Source organism: Flavobacterium branchiophilum NBRC 15030 = ATCC 35035, from assembly GCF_002217205.1.
In the GTDB taxonomy this organism is placed as follows: domain Bacteria; phylum Bacteroidota; class Bacteroidia; order Flavobacteriales; family Flavobacteriaceae; genus Flavobacterium; species Flavobacterium branchiophilum.
In genome coordinates this window covers 1-19,798 of the sequence record NZ_MUGT01000128.1, presented here as the reverse complement: position 1 = coordinate 19,798, position 19,798 = coordinate 1, and the positions used below count along the sequence as shown (strand labels likewise).

27 protein-coding genes and 1 tRNA gene are annotated in these 19,798 nt (G+C 30.7%); 18 read left to right on the top strand and 10 right to left on the bottom strand.

What is annotated here, in order from left to right:
- Positions 1 to 8 precede the first annotated feature (8 nt).
- The 9 genes from B0A58_RS13045 to B0A58_RS13005 all read right to left on the bottom strand — a co-directional run bounded on the left by B0A58_RS13045 (position 9) and on the right by B0A58_RS13005 (position 9,489).
- Positions 9 to 1,268, bottom strand: a complete 1,260-nt coding sequence (locus B0A58_RS13045; RefSeq protein WP_089081425.1) for a DNA cytosine methyltransferase — start codon at positions 1,266 to 1,268, stop codon at positions 9 to 11.
- Entirely contained in the window at positions 1,265 to 1,492 is a 228-nt protein-coding gene (locus tag B0A58_RS13040; protein WP_089081424.1) for a helix-turn-helix domain-containing protein, read from the bottom strand. Before B0A58_RS13040 ends, B0A58_RS13045 begins: the two co-directional genes overlap by 4 nt.
- Before the next feature lie 424 nt (positions 1,493 to 1,916).
- Positions 1,917 to 4,010: a peptidylprolyl isomerase gene (locus B0A58_RS13035; protein WP_089081423.1), complete on the bottom strand. Its 2,094-nt coding sequence runs from the start codon at positions 4,008 to 4,010 to the stop codon at positions 1,917 to 1,919.
- 109 nt (positions 4,011 to 4,119) lie between these two features.
- A complete protein-coding gene (locus B0A58_RS13030; protein WP_089081422.1) occupies positions 4,120 to 5,379 on the bottom strand; it encodes a hemolysin family protein in 1,260 nt (419 codons plus the stop codon).
- 3 nt (positions 5,380 to 5,382) lie between these two features.
- Positions 5,383 to 5,565 carry a hypothetical protein gene (locus B0A58_RS13025; protein WP_014082801.1) on the bottom strand — a complete coding sequence of 61 codons (183 nt, stop codon included), beginning with the start codon at positions 5,563 to 5,565 and terminating at the stop codon, positions 5,383 to 5,385.
- A 10-nt stretch (positions 5,566 to 5,575) separates the two neighbouring features.
- A complete protein-coding gene (lptC, locus tag B0A58_RS13020) occupies positions 5,576 to 6,124 on the bottom strand; it encodes an LPS export ABC transporter periplasmic protein LptC (RefSeq protein ID WP_014082802.1) in 549 nt (182 codons plus the stop codon).
- A complete protein-coding gene (locus B0A58_RS13015; RefSeq protein WP_089081421.1) occupies positions 6,121 to 7,479 on the bottom strand; it encodes a tetratricopeptide repeat protein in 1,359 nt (452 codons plus the stop codon). The genes lptC and B0A58_RS13015 overlap by 4 nt, the downstream gene beginning before the upstream one ends.
- Positions 7,480 to 7,538: 59 nt before the next feature.
- The gene (locus tag B0A58_RS13010) at positions 7,539 to 8,762 is read right to left on the bottom strand and encodes a hypothetical protein (RefSeq protein WP_089081420.1); all 1,224 of its coding nucleotides are present in this window, start codon (positions 8,760 to 8,762) and stop codon (positions 7,539 to 7,541) included.
- Positions 8,755 to 9,489 carry a type III pantothenate kinase gene (locus tag B0A58_RS13005; RefSeq protein ID WP_089081419.1) on the bottom strand — a complete coding sequence of 245 codons (735 nt, stop codon included), beginning with the start codon at positions 9,487 to 9,489 and terminating at the stop codon, positions 8,755 to 8,757. Before B0A58_RS13005 ends, B0A58_RS13010 begins: the two co-directional genes overlap by 8 nt.
- 98 nt (positions 9,490 to 9,587) lie before the next feature.
- On the opposite strand from B0A58_RS13005, the gene B0A58_RS13000 reads away from it, so the two are divergent.
- Positions 9,588 to 9,660, top strand: a tRNA-Phe gene (locus B0A58_RS13000).
- Positions 9,661 to 9,854: 194 nt separating this feature from the next.
- Positions 9,855 to 11,051 carry a site-specific integrase gene (locus tag B0A58_RS12995; protein ID WP_089081418.1) on the top strand — a complete coding sequence of 399 codons (1,197 nt, stop codon included), beginning with the start codon at positions 9,855 to 9,857 and terminating at the stop codon, positions 11,049 to 11,051.
- Positions 11,052 to 11,259: 208 nt separating this feature from the next.
- On the opposite strand, the gene B0A58_RS12990 is transcribed toward B0A58_RS12995, so the two are convergent.
- Positions 11,260 to 11,574, bottom strand: a complete 315-nt coding sequence (locus tag B0A58_RS12990) for a CCDC90 family protein (protein ID WP_133063140.1) — start codon at positions 11,572 to 11,574, stop codon at positions 11,260 to 11,262.
- A 130-nt stretch (positions 11,575 to 11,704) separates the two neighbouring features.
- Between B0A58_RS12990 and B0A58_RS12985 the strand changes: the two genes are divergently transcribed.
- The 16 genes from B0A58_RS12985 to B0A58_RS12920 all read left to right on the top strand — a co-directional run bounded on the left by B0A58_RS12985 (position 11,705) and on the right by B0A58_RS12920 (position 19,338).
- Positions 11,705 to 12,358: a hypothetical protein gene (locus B0A58_RS12985; protein ID WP_089081416.1), complete on the top strand. Its 654-nt coding sequence runs from the start codon at positions 11,705 to 11,707 to the stop codon at positions 12,356 to 12,358.
- 172 nt (positions 12,359 to 12,530) lie between these two features.
- Positions 12,531 to 12,749 (top strand): hypothetical protein, encoded by a 219-nt coding sequence (locus tag B0A58_RS12980; RefSeq protein ID WP_089081415.1) that lies wholly within the window; start codon positions 12,531 to 12,533, stop codon positions 12,747 to 12,749.
- A 34-nt stretch (positions 12,750 to 12,783) separates the two neighbouring features.
- Positions 12,784 to 13,287, top strand: a complete 504-nt coding sequence (locus B0A58_RS12975) for a BRO-N domain-containing protein (RefSeq protein WP_089081414.1) — start codon at positions 12,784 to 12,786, stop codon at positions 13,285 to 13,287.
- Between the two features lie 21 nt (positions 13,288 to 13,308).
- Entirely contained in the window at positions 13,309 to 13,764 is a 456-nt protein-coding gene (locus B0A58_RS12970) for a hypothetical protein (RefSeq protein ID WP_089081413.1), read from the top strand.
- Positions 13,764 to 14,111, top strand: coding sequence for an ASCH domain-containing protein (locus tag B0A58_RS12965; protein WP_089081412.1), 348 nt, complete (start codon positions 13,764 to 13,766; stop codon positions 14,109 to 14,111). The genes B0A58_RS12970 and B0A58_RS12965 overlap by 1 nt, the downstream gene beginning before the upstream one ends.
- A gap of 13 nt (positions 14,112 to 14,124) precedes the next feature.
- Positions 14,125 to 14,298: a hypothetical protein gene (locus B0A58_RS16510; RefSeq protein ID WP_165766344.1), complete on the top strand. Its 174-nt coding sequence runs from the start codon at positions 14,125 to 14,127 to the stop codon at positions 14,296 to 14,298.
- Between the two features lie 18 nt (positions 14,299 to 14,316).
- Positions 14,317 to 14,577: a hypothetical protein gene (locus tag B0A58_RS12960; RefSeq protein ID WP_089081411.1), complete on the top strand. Its 261-nt coding sequence runs from the start codon at positions 14,317 to 14,319 to the stop codon at positions 14,575 to 14,577.
- Positions 14,578 to 14,592: 15 nt separating this feature from the next.
- Positions 14,593 to 14,877, top strand: coding sequence for a helix-turn-helix domain-containing protein (locus tag B0A58_RS12955; protein ID WP_089081410.1), 285 nt, complete (start codon positions 14,593 to 14,595; stop codon positions 14,875 to 14,877).
- Between the two features lie 47 nt (positions 14,878 to 14,924).
- Positions 14,925 to 15,278, top strand: a complete 354-nt coding sequence (locus B0A58_RS12950) for a hypothetical protein (protein ID WP_089081409.1) — start codon at positions 14,925 to 14,927, stop codon at positions 15,276 to 15,278.
- A 2-nt stretch (positions 15,279 to 15,280) separates the two neighbouring features.
- Positions 15,281 to 15,631 carry a hypothetical protein gene (locus tag B0A58_RS12945; protein WP_089081408.1) on the top strand — a complete coding sequence of 117 codons (351 nt, stop codon included), beginning with the start codon at positions 15,281 to 15,283 and terminating at the stop codon, positions 15,629 to 15,631.
- A gap of 2 nt (positions 15,632 to 15,633) precedes the next feature.
- The gene (locus B0A58_RS16995) at positions 15,634 to 15,756 is read left to right on the top strand and encodes a hypothetical protein (protein WP_260439122.1); all 123 of its coding nucleotides are present in this window, start codon (positions 15,634 to 15,636) and stop codon (positions 15,754 to 15,756) included.
- Between the two features lie 4 nt (positions 15,757 to 15,760).
- A complete protein-coding gene (locus B0A58_RS12940) occupies positions 15,761 to 16,045 on the top strand; it encodes a helix-turn-helix domain-containing protein (RefSeq protein WP_089081407.1) in 285 nt (94 codons plus the stop codon).
- A 101-nt stretch (positions 16,046 to 16,146) separates the two neighbouring features.
- The gene (locus B0A58_RS12935) at positions 16,147 to 16,524 is read left to right on the top strand and encodes a hypothetical protein (protein WP_089081406.1); all 378 of its coding nucleotides are present in this window, start codon (positions 16,147 to 16,149) and stop codon (positions 16,522 to 16,524) included.
- Positions 16,524 to 17,489 carry a hypothetical protein gene (locus tag B0A58_RS12930; RefSeq protein ID WP_089081405.1) on the top strand — a complete coding sequence of 322 codons (966 nt, stop codon included), beginning with the start codon at positions 16,524 to 16,526 and terminating at the stop codon, positions 17,487 to 17,489. Before B0A58_RS12935 ends, B0A58_RS12930 begins: the two co-directional genes overlap by 1 nt.
- Before the next feature lie 525 nt (positions 17,490 to 18,014).
- Positions 18,015 to 18,344: a helix-turn-helix domain-containing protein gene (locus tag B0A58_RS12925; RefSeq protein ID WP_089081404.1), complete on the top strand. Its 330-nt coding sequence runs from the start codon at positions 18,015 to 18,017 to the stop codon at positions 18,342 to 18,344.
- On the top strand, positions 18,325 to 19,338 hold the full coding sequence (locus B0A58_RS12920) for a hypothetical protein (RefSeq protein ID WP_089081403.1): 1,014 nt from the start codon (positions 18,325 to 18,327) through the stop codon (positions 19,336 to 19,338). Before B0A58_RS12925 ends, B0A58_RS12920 begins: the two co-directional genes overlap by 20 nt.
- Positions 19,339 to 19,798: the final 460 nt, after the last annotated feature.

Sequence of the window (19,798 nt, the reverse complement as noted above, 5' to 3'; positions counted from 1 at the left end):
TTTTATGTTTATTTTAGCAATTGTTTTTTTATTTCATTAAAAATAGATTGTATAACAGGTACAGAAACACTATTCCCAAATTGTTTATATGCTTGAACATCTGAAACAGGAATAACAAAATTTTCAGGATAGCCTTGAAGATTAGCTGCTTCACGTGGTGTTAATTTTCTTGGATTGTTATCTACTTGTTCAATTAATATTTCACTTCCATCTTTATAATATCTTGCAGAAATAGTACTTGTATAAGGAGCATTTTTGTCAAATGAAGAAAATCCAAATCCATTTCCTTTTTCTTTATGTTCTTTTCTTCTTCTCAAGTGACCAGCAAAGAGTCTATCTGAAATCGTATATTTTTCACTTGGATTTTTTATTAATATGTCACCAACTTTTGTGGTTTTAATTGTTGATAGATTTTCTTTATCATATATAATTTCTCCGTTTTCACTTAAACCGAAAGGGAAATTAAAATCATTATTTGAACTTTTTAACCAAGCTACAATAAATAATCTTTCTCGATTTTGAGGAAGTCCAAAATTTTTTGAATTTAAAATTTCTGCTTTTACATCATAACCGAGATTATTTAATGAGTTAATAATTGTTTTTAAAGTATTTCCTTTGTCATGATTTTTTAATCCTTTTACATTTTCTAAGAAAATTACTTTTATTGGATTTTCACTTTCAATTCTCCTGTTGATAATATCTGCAACATCAAAAAATAGTGTTCCTCTAGTATCCTCAAATCCTTTTTTCAATCCTGCATGTGAAAAAGGTTGACAAGGAAACCCCCCACACAATACATCAAAATCAGTTGGAATAAACGATTTTGTGCTTTCTTTCGTAATATCCCCAAATGGTGTTTCTCCAAAATTGGCACGATATGTTTTTTTTGCGTTTTCATCCCATTCAGAAGTAAAAACACACTTGCCACCTAAATTTTGCAATGCCAATCGGAAGCCTCCAATTCCAGCAAATAAATCAATAAACTTGAAACTATAATTTTCAGGCGTTGGAAAAGGAACATTTTCAACTTCAAAAAGTAATTGTTGTAAAGCTACATCTGAAACCATATTTAGGTTTTCAGTCTCATTTTTATAGTTTACAATTTGTTCTAAATATAGCTTTGCTTCTTTTTCAAAATGTTTTTTTACTCCATTTCTATAATTATGCAAATAATGCGTCAATACCGCTTTCCGATTGTCTTCTTCTTCAAAAAAATGAAGCTTGAATTTCTTCCCGTCAAATTCATCTATTTTAATTTCCTCTTTCATTTCTTAAAAATTTCATCGTTAAAAAAAACAGAAAAATCTAACTCTAAAGCAACTATGATTTTTTCTAATACCACTAATGATACATTCCGTTTGCCATTTTCTACAGCACTCATGTAGCCACGTTCTATTTCTGCCATATTTGCAAGGGTTTCTTGTGATATATTTAAACTTTTTCTGAAATATTTAATTCTATCACCAACTTGTGTATTTATAGTATTGGTCATTTTTTGTTTTATTTAAACGACAAACTTATTCTAAAGTGTCCTTTAAAGCAACACACTGTAGTACACAACGATATCTTTTTTTTAATTAAGCAGCCTACAATTGTATGCAATAATTAAAATTTATCCACAAAATTTTTGGTATATATATAACGTGTGGCACAAATAAAATGGGTTGTTTTTCATTTGCATGGGTAGTGTCAAAATAGGTTGTTTGAATACCTTTTTGGCTCATTTAGGAAGGTGCTTTTACCCTAAATCCAGGGTTCTAAGCATAAAAAAAACCGAAATCACACTGCTAATTTCGGTTTTTATAGTATTTTGGTTTATATGTATATTTGTTATAAACATTAATTATGCTTTTCAAACATGCTACAAAAAAAACCCGTTTCAAACTGAAACGGGTTTTTGATGACTTTATATTTTTTTAATAATTAAAGTTGGCTCTGTTGTCCACAATTTCGGCATTGGCTTTTAAAGCTGGGATAACACCGTTAATTTTTCCGGCATTGGCGGCTTTTACTTTTGCCAAATAAGGGTTGTAATCTTTTAAAGCAAGTGCTTTTGTAACTGCTTTTGTACGTACTACATATACTCCTGCATTGCCATCTATTGGGCTAGAGGTTTTGTTGGCACCAATTCCAAAGGCGGTTCCAACTACTTTTGCTTCTTGACCAATGTTTTGTAATACAGCGTTTTCTAGTGTTACATCTGCTGCGTTTTGTACTTTTACTTGGTTGGCCGTTGCCATTGCTTCTAATGAAGTACCTTTTAGTTTGGCTTTAATCATTTCGGCTTTTTTCTTGTTTTTCAAAACAGGTTCTACAGACAATCTGGCATCTTCTACAGCCATCAATCCTGCTGGATAGGATTTTTTGTACTTGGCAATTACTTGTCCTAAATTTGCTATTTCAAATCGTTTGATGTCGCCTACGTTTGTTTCTTTGCTAAATGCCCATCGGATAACCTGACGTTGTGGTCCTAATCCGCCTGCGTTTTCGTCTAAAGCTTTAAATTTTGTGGCTGGCGAAACCGTTAGTTTCATGGCTTTGGCCACTTCTTCAAAGGCTTTTGTGTTGGCTTCCATTTCAAACTTGGTGGCTTGTGTGTATATATTGTCTGTTGTTTTTTCTGATGCTTGAATTTTTCTGGCAACAGTAGCAAGTCTTACAGCATCTTGTTTGTCTGTAACATTGATGATGTGAAAACCAAATTGTGTTTCTACCAAACCTATTTTGCCCACTCCGTTGTTGAACACAAAGTCGTTAAAAGGTTTTACCATTTGTCCTTGGCTAAAGTAACCTAAATCACCACCTTGCTGAGCAGATGAATCGTCGGAGTATTGAAAAGCCATCATCATAAATCCAGCTGGATTGGCCAATGCTTGTGCCAACAACGCTTGTGCTTTTGCTTGTGCTTCTTCTTTGGTACGTTTTTCTCTTTTGTTTGGTACAGGAGTACCTTCATAGCTTATCAAAATGTGGCTTGCTTTGGCATTGACATTGGCTTTTTTGCCTAATGATTTTGATAAGCAATAGTATTTTCCGTTAATATAAGGGCCATATACAGATCCTACTGGCAAGTTGAATAACTTGTCGGCATCCATGGCTGGCAAATCTTTTTTGGCTATGTATGTAGAGTCATAAGGTACGTCGGAATTGGCATTTACAAACTCGGCAACGTCTTTTGCAGCTCCAAATCCGGCAATGGTATCATTGGTTTTGGTGGTCGCATTATACACCACACTTTTAGACAACAAAGAGGTTATCGACGATTTGATGTCGTTTTCATCTTGTGCAGAAGGTTTGTCTTCTATTAATACATATTGAATTTCACGAGCTTCCTCAGTTTTGTATTTTTTCTCGTTCTTTTTCATATAGTCCGTAATTTCTGCGTCAGAAATTTTTACTTCGCTATCTTTGATAGCTGTATAAGGCACGTTTACATAATCAAAAGTAACTTTGTTTGTTTCAGCTTCATATTTCAATTTGGCTTCGGCTTTGGTTGCATGAAAACCTGCTTTGAGCAACGTGCCATATATTTCGTATTTGGCATTAAGTGCTGCATCATCTTCAGCACCTTTCAAAGAAGCGGCCTGATCTGGATTGGTTTTGAAATAATCTTTAAATTTTGAAATATCAAAAACACCTGCTTCGTTTTGAAACATTTTGTTTTGCCCAATATTTTGATTTTGCTTCAACGCATTTACAATTTGATTTTCGCCTACTCGCAAACCGATTTTTTTGAATTCAGCATTCAAAAGAGCCAACGAAATTTCTTGTTCCCACACCTGATTCACGGCTTGGATGTTGGTTGTGCCTCGACCACTTTTTTCTAAATTGTTTACTTTTTGGTTAAAACTTTGAAAATTAATATCTTCTCCGTTGATAGATCCTACGTCTTTTGAGGAACCAAAATCTCCTTTTCTCCAAAAATCTTGGATAATAAATGCAAACAAGGATATTGCAATAATTGAAATTAGTAATATCGAACGCTGTCTAATTTTTGCTAAAACTGCCATTTTCTATAAGTGATTAAATTTTATTTCAGTTTGCGAAAATACAATTATCTATTTAATAATTATACATTGTTGGTTATTTTTACATGATTTTTTTAAAAAATATTGTTTTTTATTTTATTTTAGTCAATTTTACAGTCAATATTTTGTTGTTTGAAGCCTCTTCAATGTCAAATTTGAAATTTTCGATATATATTTCATCGTTTGTTTGAGGGATTTCGTTGGTATAATTGACAATAAATCCTCCTAATGTTTCATAAGAATCTCCTTCGGGAATGTTGAGTTTGTAGGTTTCGTTGATGTATTGTACATCTAGCCGTGCCGAAAAAAGGTAACTGCCGTTGTCCAACGCTTGTTCCAAAAGCTCTTCGTCCAAGTCGTGTTCGTCCTGAATATCGCCAAAAAGCTCTTCTACAATATCTTCCATCGTAATAATACCCGATGTGCCGCCATATTCATCCAATACTATGGCTACGCTCTTTCTTTTTTTAGTAAGTAAATCCATAACATCTTTTATGAAAATGGTTTCGGGTACAAATTCAATTGGAATGGTAATGTCCTTAATATGTTTGGGTTTTTTAAACAATTCAAACGAATGTATGTAGCCAACGATATCGTCTAATGAATTTTGATATACTAAAATTTTGGAATACCCTGTTTCTATAAACATTTGTCTCAAATGGATGATGCTGTCGCCAATTTCGATAGCCTGAATTTCTGTTCGTGGTGTCATGATTTCTCTTGCCTTTACTCCAGAAAATTCTAATGCGTTTTGAAAAATTTGTATTTCAGAATCCAGCTCTTCCTGGTTGTCTATGGCATCCATTTGTTGCGAAATATAATCGCCAAGTTCGGTTTTACTAAAATGGAGTTGCACTTGATCGCCTTCTGTTTTGAAAAATTTTTTTAAAACAATATCCGAAATCCAAATGGTAAATACCGAAATGTAATAAAAAAGGGTATAAAAAACATAAGCTGGAACAGCAAAAAATTTGATTAAATTATTAGCATATATTTGAAAAAACACTTTAGGTAAAAACTCGGAAGTTACTAATACCAAGAGCGTTGAAAGTATGGTTTGAATCAATAGATTTGTAAAGTTTGTGAAATGGTACCCCCATGAAAGGATGTATGTCATCAGCAAATCGCCCATATAAAAACCATAAATTACCAATGCAATATTATTGCCCACCAGCATTGTAGTAATAAATTGCGAAGGTTTTTCGGTAAGTTTGGTAAGTATTTTTGAAATGAAACTGTCTTGTTTTTTTTCGATTTCCAAATAAATTTTGTTAGACGATACAAAAGCAATTTCCATACCCGAAAAAAAGGCACATAAAATTAGACAAATAACTATTATGATGATTTCCATTGCTTATTGTTTGGGTCCAAAACGTTTTGCCATTTTTCTTTTGATAAAAAAAAGGGCAATGGCCATGCCAACAAACAACAAACTAATCCAAAAAGTTTCGCCGTTTTGATATTGTCTTATCGCATCTATCAAAAAAAGCAGGGCAATGCCCAAATACACATATTGAATATATTTTTGAAAAATCATTTTTTTAAATTTATTTAGATTGTACTTCGCCAGTAAGTCTTTGGGTATTCATTATTTTAAAATCTTTACTAAAATCTACTCCTTCGCCAGTTAAATTGCCTTCGGGCGAATGAAATTCATAATATTTTTCTGTATAAAACCATTCGTTTTTTTGATCAAAAAACAGTTGATTGGTTTTCATTTGTTGTCCCATTTCGTTAGTAATGGTTACATTGCCTTGCAAATCAACGATTTGTGTTCGTTTATAATTAATGGCATATTTGGATTTTATAAACGTTCGTTTGCCATTTTTGTCATATAATGTAAGGTCTATTCCTTTTGGAAATTCAATAAACGGGAACGAAACCGTGGAAAAATCCAACATTTTTGGGGTGATTAAAATAGCGGTTATACGTCCAGAATCTGTATATTTTAAATTGATGTCATCCGATTCGCCAGCAGGTTTGAACGCTACAAAATTTATTTTTTGAACGTCCTTAAAGTGGCTTTCGCAACTTGTCAAGCCCAACAGTACACTCCCCAAAAGAAGTCGCATAACATAGTTTAGTTTCAAAATCATGTTTTTGGCACTTTTATGGTTTTGTTTATCCAACAATGCAATTGTAGGTCTTTGCCCGCTTTACCAGAATCCATAATTTCAGCTCGGTTTGGGGCCTTTTTCAAATATTTATCAGCAATAATGCGGGCAGTTTGTTTGTAATTGGCATCTACTTCTCCCGCTTTTTCTACCACTGAAGCCATAAGCCAATAGGTAGCTTTTTTTTCAAAATTGTTGCTACCGCAGTTGCCCGATTCGTATAATTGGGCCATATATAAATATGCTTTTGCCAACTTGGGGTTTTCTATCAAGGCTTTTTCTAAATATTGAGCCGCTTTTTCAAAATCGGACGTGCCAAATACAGTAGTGGCCAATTGATAATATAACAAGGCCCGTTCTTGTGGGTCTGATGAACGGCTAACGGCTGTGTCTATCCATTGGGTGGTTAATGGAACATTTGATTGCATCAAATAAGTATATGACATAATTTTTGCCGAAATAGAATTGTGGTTCAATGCTTCAGACTGGGTGGCAATTTTATTAAAAAAAGGAGTGTTTACACAGTTTTTTTCAAACATCAATTGGGCCATTTCAAATAACCAAAACGAATCATTTTGATGGCTTTCAAATGCTGCTTGTGCAAAATTTTGGATATTTTCGTTAGTTTCATAAGGTGCCATCAAAGCGTTGTTGCCTTCTACAACCGTTTGAAATGAAGCGATCAACTGGTTGTTGCTGTCTATTTTTTGTTTGTAATGTTCTGATTGTATTGTAGATGCATTGTCTTGCCCTATGTTATTATCAGCCTTTAGTGCGGCTAATTTATCTGCAATCAAAGCGGCTATTTCTATTTTTTTGGACATCAATTGGTGCAACGAAACTTTTTTATTGGCTAATTGATATTGTTTTTCTAACAATAAAAAATAAATACTCAAGGCTTCAGGATTTTGAAAATCAGCTTTGTTTTTAACAAATTCTCGATGTAAAATATCAAAAACTACGTCGTCTGTATCCCATTTTTGATTGAATAATAGCAATGCTTTTTTGATATTACTTCCCTTACTATTACTAGGATAATTCAAATTATATTGGGTATAAATTTGTATTAAATCCTTGTATATCATCACGTTTTCTTCTTTTGTACGTGCTATTTCTAATGATTGATAAGCTAATTTTTCGCCATCAACAAAAAAAGCTTCACTTGGATTGGGGCATGTTTTAAAAACATCTTTCCAAATGGAATAAGCGTCTGTTGTTTTATTTTGATTAATAGCAATAGCCAATGCCTCTTTTTTCGACAGGCATTCTTGGTCTTTTTGTTGAGCAATTATTGCACTCGTAAAACCTAAAAATAGATATATTAGTTTTTTTGACATCAATTAATCATTTTAGCGTTGTAGGTTTATTTTAAAACAATTTTTATTATATGGCAAAATTAATCATATTTGCGTTTTTGAAACCATTTATCGTTAAAAGAAACGCCAATACTTATATTAAAATAATTTTCTTTAACCAAACCAGCTGTGGTTGTTCCTTTTGAGCCTAATTCTAACCCAATATTCAAGTTAGACGTGTAGCCAGGCAAAGGCAATCCAAAACCTAACGATACAGATTGGTCTTTGATGGATTGATTGTTGATCATCAAACCTGTATTTTCAAATTTCAAACCTCCTCTATATACAATTCTATCCAAATAACTGGTAAAAGAATTGTATTTTGGTATATAATAGCCTCCAAAACTCCATTTTGAACCATTTTCAAAACGAACATTTGTTAATGGATCATTGAATACATTACTAAAATTACTGCTTTTTCTAAAATGATACTCTGTTCCAATTAACCATTTTTTGGGTTGTCCAATGGCAATGCCCATAGTGGTTTTTTCAGAAAAATTCAAAGTCAATTTGGATAAAATAGCATCATTGGTTTCAGTAACAGACCCACCATAAGATAGGGTAGATATAGACCTATTGTTATTGACGTTCAATTGAGATTCTGGACTATATGAAACACTGGCAGAAAGTTCTAATTTTTTAGAAATTTTATCTTTAAACGCCATGGCAAATGTAAAATTTGTTCCTTTTATAATAGAGGTATTGGCTTCAATAGTGCCAAGTTCTACATCTGATATAAATTCAGAACTTTGTGTTGTTATTTTTCCAAAATTATAATCAAAATTAATCCCTATACTCAAAGCTTTAGTAATCGAATAGCCCAATCCAGCATATACTTTATTCAAACCACCTGTGCCATTGTAGCGAATTAAATCGGTTTTTTGAATTTTGTATCCCACAGCAGAATAGGGTATTACACCAAAACTGGCACCAAGTTTTCCAATAGGAAGACCAACTGCCAAATAATCAAGTGAAAACCGTTTGACTGTTTCTGATTGAACTTCAGATTGTATTTTATTCTGATTGTTATTAGTACCAATGGCAAAACTTGTAAGTTTTAAGTGCGAATATGAAGCGGGATTCTCCATATTGAGATGGATGCTATCGCACAACAAAGACAAACCTCCCATCGAACGATTTTCGACAGTTCCTTTAAATTTTACTTCACCAATACCAAAGTAGGAATAAGGCGACGAACTACCTTCCTGAGCGAAGGTGCTTACGGCTAAAAATAAGCAAAAGCTTGTAATAATATTTTTAATCATTTTTATTTATATATTGAAAAGTTTGATTCAAACTTTCGAGTAGAAAATTTGAATTGGCAAATATGGTGTTTTTTAATCGTTTAGCCAAAAAATTAGCATCGCCACCCGTTAAAATTATGATAAAATTGGCATATTTTGCCAAATATTGGTTAATAAATCCATCAATTTCATAAATCATACCATTTACAACCCCCGAATGTATAGCGGCAGTTGTCGAATTTCCAATCCAATCGTCGGGGGCTTGCAAGGTAAGTAACGGCAATTTGGCCGTATAATTGTTTAACGATTCATACCGCAATCGAAAACCAGGCGAAATAGCTCCTCCAAAATAGCGGTTGTGCTCGTCAACAAAATCATACGTTACACAAGTTCCTGCATCTATAATCAATCGGTTTTGATTTGGAAATTGTAAAACGGCACCTGCACTCAACACCAAACGGTCTATTCCAACTGTTTGAGGCGTTTGGTAACAATTTTGAAATGGAAATGATATATTTTGATCCAAAAAACAGATTTTTACTTTTGATTTGAGGGTTAAAAAATCGTTTTCAGCCCATTTTCCCACCGATGAAACTACCATATCGGTAATTTTTGGATATGAATTTAAAATATTTTCGATATTATTTAAAAATATTTTCGATTCAATCGATTCAATAAATACAATTCTATCCTCCTGAAATACAGCTACTTTGATTCGAGTATTTCCAATGTCTAAAGCTAAAAGCATATATTAATTTTGATTTTGCAAACATACAAATCATTTTTTTTATAAAAATGTTTTGGAGAAACAAAAAAACATCTTATATTTGCACTCGCAATAGCAAAGGTACCTTAGCTCAGATGGTAGAGCAATGGACTGAAAATCCATGTGTCCCTGGTTCGATCCCTGGAGGTACCACAAAACCCACTAATTTATTAGTGGGTTTTTTGTTTAAAAGCCTTATTTTACAGTACTTTACAGAAAATTTGATAAATTAATTTATCATTAAATATCAATAGTTTTGATACTCATTTGATACTGAAAACCTTTGAGTATCAAAAAATATATCGATTTTTATTTATAAGTTTGCAGTATCGAAATACTTAAAACTTATGAATAAAACTAAATTTACACCGATTTACAACCGTACCAAAAAACTAAATAAGGACGGCAAAGCATTAATTCAAATAGAATGTTATTTGAACGGCAAACGAAAATATTTTAGTACAAATATTTACGTTGAACCCTCGAACTGGAACGCCAAAACCCACAAAATTAAAACCGATTACACCAACGCAATTAAACTAAACAAGCAAATTACAGAAACTTTGCGAAATTTAGAAAACTACGAACTTGACAAAATAAACAACGGCAAAGCGTTTAATTTGAATATGTTAGATACTATTTTTGAAACCTCGAAAATAGAAAGTTTTACGGATTTTATGGAGTTGGAAATACCACTTTTAGAAAGTAGTACAGGAACAAAAAACAGCCAAAAAACTACATTAAGAAAATTGCGAGAATTTAAAAAAGTGATTTATTTTGAAGATTTAACATTTGAATTTTTGCACGATTTTAATTTATTTTTGAATAAGCAAATTATTACTTATAAAAATTTGCCTTCAAAAAAATTAACGCAAAGTACTATAAGTAAGTATTTTAAAAATATAAAACGATTTGTAAACCTTGCAATTAATAAAGATTTAATGGACGTGCAAAGTTATCCGTTCCGAAAATTTAAAATAAAGCAAACTGAAAGCAAAAAGATATTTTTAACCCCGAACGAAATAGAAAGTTTTGAGAATGTAGCACTAACAGACGAAAACAAAAAATATCAAATTGTAAAAGATTTGTTTATGTTTTCAGTTTATACAGGATTGCGTTATAGTGATGTTTTTAGTTTGCAAAAAAAAGATATTGTTTCTATTGGTGGCAAAGACTGGCTAATTAAAACAATGGAAAAAACAGACGAAAATGTACGCATACCAATATACGAAATATTTAACGGCAAACCGATTGAGATACTAAAAAAATATACAAACTTTGGTAGTATATTTTGTTTTAACCACTTGACAAACCAACACTGTAACCGCCAATTAAAAGAAATTTCAAAACTGGCAAAGATTGAAAATAAAACAATTACGTTTCACACCGCACGGCATACAACGGCTACCTATTTGCTATACAAAGGCGTTTCTATAACAACCGTGCAAAAGATTTTAGGACACAAAAAACTGGCTACAACCCAAATTTATGGGCATATAATGGACACAACAATAGAAAACGAACTAACAGCCGTAAACTGGTAAACAACCCAAAGACTACAAAGCAAAACCGCACCAACTGGAGCGGTTTTTTTATGCACCCACACGAAACAAAACAAAGGGTAATTACCCTTTTTAGCACCTTGCAACCCAACAAAGCCATTAAAAAATAGCGGTTAATTTACCTTTTTTATTGCATCAGTACCAAAGTGGCAAACAACAAAAAACGCCCCCAATTGGAGCGTTTTATTTTTTATGTAGGTTTTGATTTTTTGAGTAAAATAGTAGCGTACAAGCCTAAAATCATTAAAACAAGTGTAATGAAAAAAGCAAAAAACCATTTAATCATATCGCTTTTTACGTCTTTAATTTCGCCCCGAACTACCTCAAAACGCAAGTCTATTTTATGAAAATCGTCTTTAAGAATACTTTTGTATTCGTTGTTTTCAAGTTTCATATCGTTTTGAACTTCGTCTTTTATGGCTTGTGCAAACTCTAAAGCCTTTGTTTCAGATAGTTTAAAATCGTTTTTAAGTATGTTATATAAATTGATATTCACGGCTTCCATAGTATTAATTTGAAATACAAATGTATAGATTATTTTTGAAAAAAGCATTATTATTGATACCTATTGACAAAAAAAACACTATTTTTTTATACTTTTGCCACGATCGAAATACTAATAAATATATAAAACAATGGCAAAACAAAGCAAAATTACAGTAAAACACTATCCAAACACGAACTTAAAACCTCAAACAGAAAACGGAAAAATAAAATATCCGCTTTATGTACAGGTAATTTACAAAAGCACAAATTATAAATTCAAATCAGAAAACGACTATTTTAAGTATGTAGATGATACAGATTTAGAAAACGATTTTATTTGTAAAATGTTAGAAAGTGAAATAAAACGGATTGAAAGAACCGTTTTATTGATTTCACAAAACAATGAAAAATTATTAACCAGTAAAGATATTTTTAAATGTTCAAAGCCGTTAGATAAAATTATTGAGCAAAATTTAGGTAAATTAATTGCAAAAGAGTTTAACGATGCACCGCCACTACTAACAAATTTAAGTTATACAGAAATTAATAGTTTATTATTTTTTTTAGGTGCGAGTGCATACGAAACACTACAAAAAAATGATAAAATAGGTAGTGTATGGCAAATAATAGGTAATTTGAATTATCAAACTTTTGAATTTTTAGAAAATGATTATTGCTACATTGATTTATTTTATGGCGATAAATTCAGTACAATTTTTGAAATAATAAAGTTTACAACAGGTTTAAATGAAGATTCAGCAAAAGAATATTTAGAAAATTTTAGATATTTTATTGACTTATAAAAATGATTTAATATATTAATATTCAAGCGGTTATACAACCGCTTTTTTTTATGTTCTTAAAATTGGAATAATAAAATTGTAATTTTTTTATAAAAAAACTTGGAATTTCAAAATTGTAATTTATATTTGCAAAATAAACATTGAAAATAACAATTTTAAAAAAAGCAAAAAAATGGATATTAAAGCAATCAAAGAGCAGTTACCTACTGGCGGAATTAAAGAAATTGCCAATTTGAGCGGGGTGCATTATGCAACCGTGCAAGGTTTTTTTAATGGTAAGAAAACCAAAGACGATGTAAAGATTATAGAAGTTACAGCCGATTATTTGGAAAACTACAAGGACAAAAAAAATAAAGCAACTAAAAAACTTCAAAAAGTTGCAAGTGCGTAAATAATCGAAATACTTAACTTAAAAATAGTAGAAAATGCAAAAAACAAATTTTAACGGACACGATGTACGTTTTGAAATTATAGAAAATGAAGTATGGTTTTTAGCGGTCGATTTACAACCAATAACAGGACATACAAATTTGAGGGAGGCGATTAGAATGACTTTAGACCTCGATGAAGTCCGTGAAATCTCCGTGCAGGATAAAAAAGGGTCAGTTAGACCGCATAAAATTATAAGTGAAAGCGGTTTTTATAAACTAGTGTTTAATTCAAAATTGCCCCTTGCAAAAGAATTTACAAAATATGTTACAAAAGTAATTTTGCCACAAATACGCAAAACTGGAACTTTTGGAAACAACCAGTTACAGGCAAATGTTACAGCGTTGCAACTGGGTGAACAAAAAGTAGATAATTTGAGTAAACAAATTGCATTACTGAACAAAGAGCGTAGGTATGAAAAAATGAATAATGATAAAATTAAAATTTTTGATGTATTCAAAACCAACGATGCAGGACACACAAACGGACTTATTCAGTAACGACACTAATTTTTTAGAGTAATGGAAAATAAAGTAATTGTTCAAACAGAAAACGGCATTATTACAACTATTGACGGTTTACCATTTTTAGAATTTCAAGCCAAAGTAAAAAATGAATTTAGAGCAAAAGCATTATTATTAATGCAAATTGATAGTGAGGATTTTAACAAAATGATTTTTAAATGTGGTTGTAAAATCGAAAGCCAAAACACACACCCAAACAGCAAAGGCATAACAAAACAAAAAGCGTTTTGGGATTGGTTAAACCACGAAATTGATTGTTTATTTTATACTGGAGTAGATGCGTTTACAGCTAATAAATTAACTATTAATCAGTACAAAAATATCTTTATAGGTGGTATAGAAAAGTTTATAGTTCAAGATACTATTAACCACGATTTGAGCCACTTAATTACAATAAAAACAAGCGACACGGTTAATTTAGATAGCGTTTTAAATTCTAAAGATTTTGAATAATGGAAAAATTAGAATTTTCGACAAACTGGAATAATAAGTTAGATTGTAAATGTTTCACAACAATAAGAATTTACAACCCGACAAAGCATTTTAACGGCAATAAATTTGAGGTTTTTTTGCAAAAAAAGTACAAAGCCAAAGTAGAAGTTTTGAGCGTGGGCGTTATCAAAATAAAAGATTTAACCGATTATATATGTTACCTCGATACAGGATATAGCAAACTGGAAACTATCGAAATTTTATATAAAATGTACCCACGCATTGACTTTAAAAACCAGCATTTAACCATTTTATTACTCAAAAAAATTGAGCCACCAAAACCAAAACAAGAAAATTTATTTAATTAAATATCAATAAATTATGCAAGTATCAATACACGAAAAAGCGTTTAACACTTTAAAAAATTTTGAAAGTGGTTTACAGGAACTAATACAGGAACTACAAACGGCAAAAGCCACAAAAAAAGATATTGACAAAGTCAATTTAGTAGTATCAAAATTGCAAAGTGCAAAACAACATTTTAACGATAAATAAAACTTAAATACTAACATTATGAAGCATTGGAGCGAATTTTTAGGCACACGAACCCAAGCCACTAACAGGCTCGGAAAAATTGCAAGAACCTTAACTTTTGAGGTGCAAGAAAAACAAATAGCGTTAGACAACGCAAAGGCAAATTTAGAGCGATTGGAGTTGAACATTTGCAATAAAATAGCAAACAACTACACCCACGAAAACGACTTTACAACGGCAATAGAAAACGCCAAACACAAAGCCGAAATTTTTAACAACGAATTGATAAACCAACTTTAAAACCTATTTAAACAAATGGAAAATAGTATAGTTATTGTGCAAGTTCCACAAAGTGAGTGGAACGATTTAAAAAAACAGATGCAAACCATTAGTAAAAGTTTACTGGAGTTGAACGGCAAAAACAAAGCCGAATTTTTAACACCTAAAGAATGTTGCGAGTTATTGAAGTGCAGCCGAAACACTTTTCAGAGTTACATAGATAAAGGTTTTTTAGAGCCTATCAAAATGAAGTCCGAAAAGTACAGTAAAATTTTAGTTAAGCGGGTTGATGTTGATTTTTTGATACAAAGCAAAAATTAAAAAACCGCCTTACTTAAGGGCGGTTTATAATCGAAATACTTAATTTTATGAATACAGAAAACACCAATACAATAGAGGTTTTTAATAAAAAAGCCTTAATAGATTGTAATAATTTGTTAGGCAAATTAAACCTTAAAAGAGAACCACAGGAACGCATAAAAGTAGAATTAGACTTTTTTAACTACTTTGATTTGAGTGCCAAAACTACAAGCGTTTTAGATGCTATTCAAATAATTGCATACGATGACAGAGCAGATGTAAATAGTAAAAATAGTGCTATTTATGATTTAGCCGAAATTGTAAAAAAGATGCTACCACACAACGAAATGGAATTTTTAGATAGTCTTTTTTTAGAACCAACCGAAAACAAAACCGACTTTATTAACATTAACAAAATTTAAAAATGAATACAGCAGTAGAACCAAAAGAAACAATTTTTGAAGTTAATAAAAGCGTTTTGTTAGATGCTAATAAATGGTTACCAGAACTAAACCAAAGCACCGAAAACACAAACAAAATAAGTATAAAATTAGATTTTTACAACTATTCAGATGTAGGATTGTATATTCATAGTTTGCTAAATGCGGTTATAAATGCGGACGAAAACGAACTAAAAAGAGATCCTATAATGTTTCAGTATGTAGCAAATTTAACAAGTCAGTTAGTGCGGTCGTTACCTTTAGAGTTTATAGATAAAATATTAATTAGCCAAAGCAACACAAAAGAAAATTTCACGAACCTAAAAGACTTATAAATATGAAAATTGTAACACTTCAAAAAGTATATAATTTGAGCGGTGCAACTACTCAAATAAGACTAAAAATGTTTAACAAAGTGGTTTTTAGATTTTCGTTTAAACCAACTTTAAAACCTATTTAAACAAATGGAAAATAGTATAGTTATTGTGCAAGTTCCTCAAAGCGAGTGGAACGATTTAAAAAATCAGATGCAAACCATTAGTAAAAGTTTACTGGAGTTGAACGGCAAAAACAAAGCCGAATTTTTAACCCCTAAAGAATGTTGCGAGTTATTGAAGTGCAGCCGAAATACTTTTCAGAGTTACATAGACAAAGGCTTTTTAGAACCTATCAAAATGAAGTCCGAAAAGTACAGTAAAATTTTAGTAAAGCGTGTTGATGTTGATTTTTTGATACAAAGCAAAAATTAAAAAACCGCCTTACTTAAGGGCGGTTTATAATCGAAATACTTAACTTATAAACATTGGAGCGTTTTAAATTAAGTTTAGCAAAGATATAAATAAATAAATTAATGATTGATAGTATAGTAATGATAAAAAATAAAAAAATTGATAAGTGCAGTTTGTTTTTAGAAATAGCGAACATTACAGAAAAAGAAACGGAATTGTTTAAAAACCAAACCAAAAGTAAAACCGAAATTTTAGAAGCGAAAATAGAAGCCGTTGCATTTGATATAATTAAAGAAATTGTAGAATTTGTTGAAGAAATAAAAGACTGTAAATATAATTACAAAGGTGGTTTTACAGCAATATTTGAGAATCACGCAAAGCATTATAATAATGAAATGGAATTTTTGATTGATGAGCAAAATCACATTTTTAAAAACAAATTGCAAAAGATACTGAACCATAGTATTAAGATATTTGAAATTGAGCAAAACAATAATTAATGATAGATTTTATAAGGTTTTCTAAAAAAAATCTAACCGATGCCGAAATGAACGCTATTATAGAAAAAAGCCGTTTAACCGTCCACACAAAGGACGGTTTTAGGTTTTACGAAAATGGCAAAATTAAAGATTTACAAGGCGGTTTTTATGTAGGTATTGACAAAGACAAAAAACTTAAAATTGAAGGAAGTTTACACAAATACTATTCATTTTTGAATACTGGAAAAAACTCAAATTTTGATAGTTTCACAATGAAACAAGCCAAAGAAACAATTTTAAAACTAATTGAAAACAAAGGATTTGAGCCGTTAAATTTATATGTTAATCATTATGAAATAGGTATAAACTTAAACTTTGATTTTGATGTAATAGAGATTTTAAAAAACACTTACAGCATAGGTACAGGAATAACAGAAAAAAAGTTATACATAAACCCACAATACAGGAAAGAAAGATTATTAACAACCGAAAGAGATAATAATAAAAAAATAGTTTTTAAAACTTATGATAAGATTTTTGAGGTAAAAGACAAACGAGGTACACCGCCAAAACCAAACATAAATATATTAAGAATTGAAACCGAATACAGGAAAGTAGAAAAAACATTTTTAATTGATTTTTTTACAGATAGAAATTTAATCAAAGTACAAAATACATTTTTTAATAAGTGGGACAATTTGAATTTTGATTTTAATATTGATGCACCAAGTGGAACGCACAAAAGCAAAATCGAACTTTCAAAAGAATTAATAAGAAACGGCACAGAAACAACCAAATTGAAGTATAAAAAATTATTGAATGAAAACGCAATAACCTCAAAAATGTATAGAAGTATAAACAATTTTATAAATAACTGGATAACAGATAAATACAAATATAAAGTAACCAAAACAAAAGTAGCGACTATTTGGGCAAATAGTTATAATATTGAAAAACAGATATATAGTCAAAAAAATAATTTATAATGATATGTATTGATAAAAATATTTTAAAAAAAAGACTATTATACAGTCCTATTTTTTTTTCTCGGTAGCTTGTCATATACAGTCGATAGACTGCAAGTAATACAACCAACCCACTAAACACAATACAATACTATTAACCAAATAGGCATAAAAGAGTATAAAATATAAAAAAGGTCGAAAAATCAATAAAAATGCACTTTTTAACCTATATACTCAAAAAACACCCTAAAAAACAGGATTATTTATGTAAACTATTGATTTGCAGTATTAAGAAGTATAAAAAAGGTCGATTTGAGCCAAAAAACACTAAAAACACCCTCAAATAACCATACCCAAGCACTTCAAAGACAAAATTTTTAGTAGGGGGCATATAATTTAAAAAAGATAAAAAACAAGTTCAAAAAATACCAAAAGAAAAAACCCAACCCCAAAACGAATAATAGCGTTATTTTAGTTCCATTATGTACCATTGAATGTACATTAAATTACTTCAAAACGAAAACTTATATTAAAACAACCCTTATAATGAAAAAAACAAAGAAAAAAGCCACCGCACCAAAGCAAAGGCAAACTTATACACTCGATACAAAGGCAAACGCTTTAAGATTGTATTTGATAGGTTTAACACTTTCAGAAATTAGTAAAATAGTAGATGCACCAGTACGCACTATTGAAAAATGGTATATTTCAGATAATTGGAAGCCACAAAGAGAAACAAAAGCCGTACACCTCAAAGCATTAGATTTATACGATAGTGGCAAAACGTATAAAGAAATCGCAAAGATTTTAAATAAAAGTTTGCCAACGATAGGGCGTTACATAAAAATAGCACGAAATGAAAACGATATTGATTAAAACACCATACAAAGGATTGTTTATAACAGAAAACGGCAAAGCGTGGCGAAATGATTTAAAAATTGAAATTACAGCCACCGCAAACGACAAAGTTAGATTTAACGGCAAATTATACGATTTGAAAAAGTTAATCAATTACAGCAGTCAAAACGATACAAAAGTAAAGCGTATCAATACCAAACAACCGCCACCAGTCAAAAAAAGCGTTTCAGTTCGTGAACTTCAAAAGATAGGATTTAAGAAAACGCAAATAAGCGGTTTATATGTATCAAAAAACGGCAAAGCATATAATTATAATTCAAACCGATATTTAACAGCCACCGCCAAAGGAACTATAATAATAAACGGCAAACATTACAATTTTGCAAAGCTAATTTTAGAAACATTTGCAAAAATCAAAAATAGGAGCGGTTTTATAAATTTCAAAAATGGTAACAACAAAGATTTTAGTTTTGAAAATTTAGAATATCAAAGCACCATAAAACAACTGCCACCAGTTGCCACCAATTTAATAAAGTGCATAAGGTTTTATTTTGCAGTCGATAAAAATTTTACGACTTCAAACATTTTGTATAAATACTATTTGTATCAAATAATTTTAAAACGTGGTTTTGAGTGGCGTTGTGCAAGTTGCAAAGATTTTGATTTGTTTTTAGACTATTCAAAAAACGATTTTAAAACCTCGAATAATCAAAACGATATTTTTGCAAAATTCAATTATACAGCCACCAACGGCAAAAATGCAATTAACAAATATTTGAATTTATTAGTTAATGAATGTTTGCAGGATTTTGAAAACGGACTTTTGAAACTCAAAGAATTTGCACCAAAGCCACCAACGAAAACGCAAAAATTAAAGCAGTTGCAAAATTTAATAAATGAAAGCGGTTTTAATATAAAAGTTCCTTTGCGAAAACCAAGCGTAAAAGAAGTATTTAACCGATATAAAAAGAAAACCAACGAAATTAACCAACTACAAAAAAAGCCACTTTAAAAAGTGGTTTTTTTATGGTTTTTTGCGTTGTTTGGTACTAATAGTAATCGAATTAACTTGTTTAAAACATTGATTTATAATGTTTTAATATAAAATATTTTTTTATAAGTATCAAAGTAGTAGCAAAAAACAAGTTTTTAAGGTTTAAAAGTGAGTTTTTTAAAATCTATTTGAAACCTCAACAAAGTAGTTTTTTTGTTTAAAAATAGTTTTAAGGTTAATTTTTATTTTGAGCGGTCGCCTTTGGATTGGTTGCCACCAGTTCCACGAACCCACCAAGTCGAACCAGTCGAACCAGTAGCACCGATTTTGATTAGTATTTAGATTTAATATAAATTATAGCATTGTTACTAATTTGATACTGAAAATAAATAATACTTTGTAAAGTATTGAAAATAAGTATTTTAAAAGTTTAAATTCAGTTACTGGAGGTACCACAAAACCCACTCAATTGAGTGGG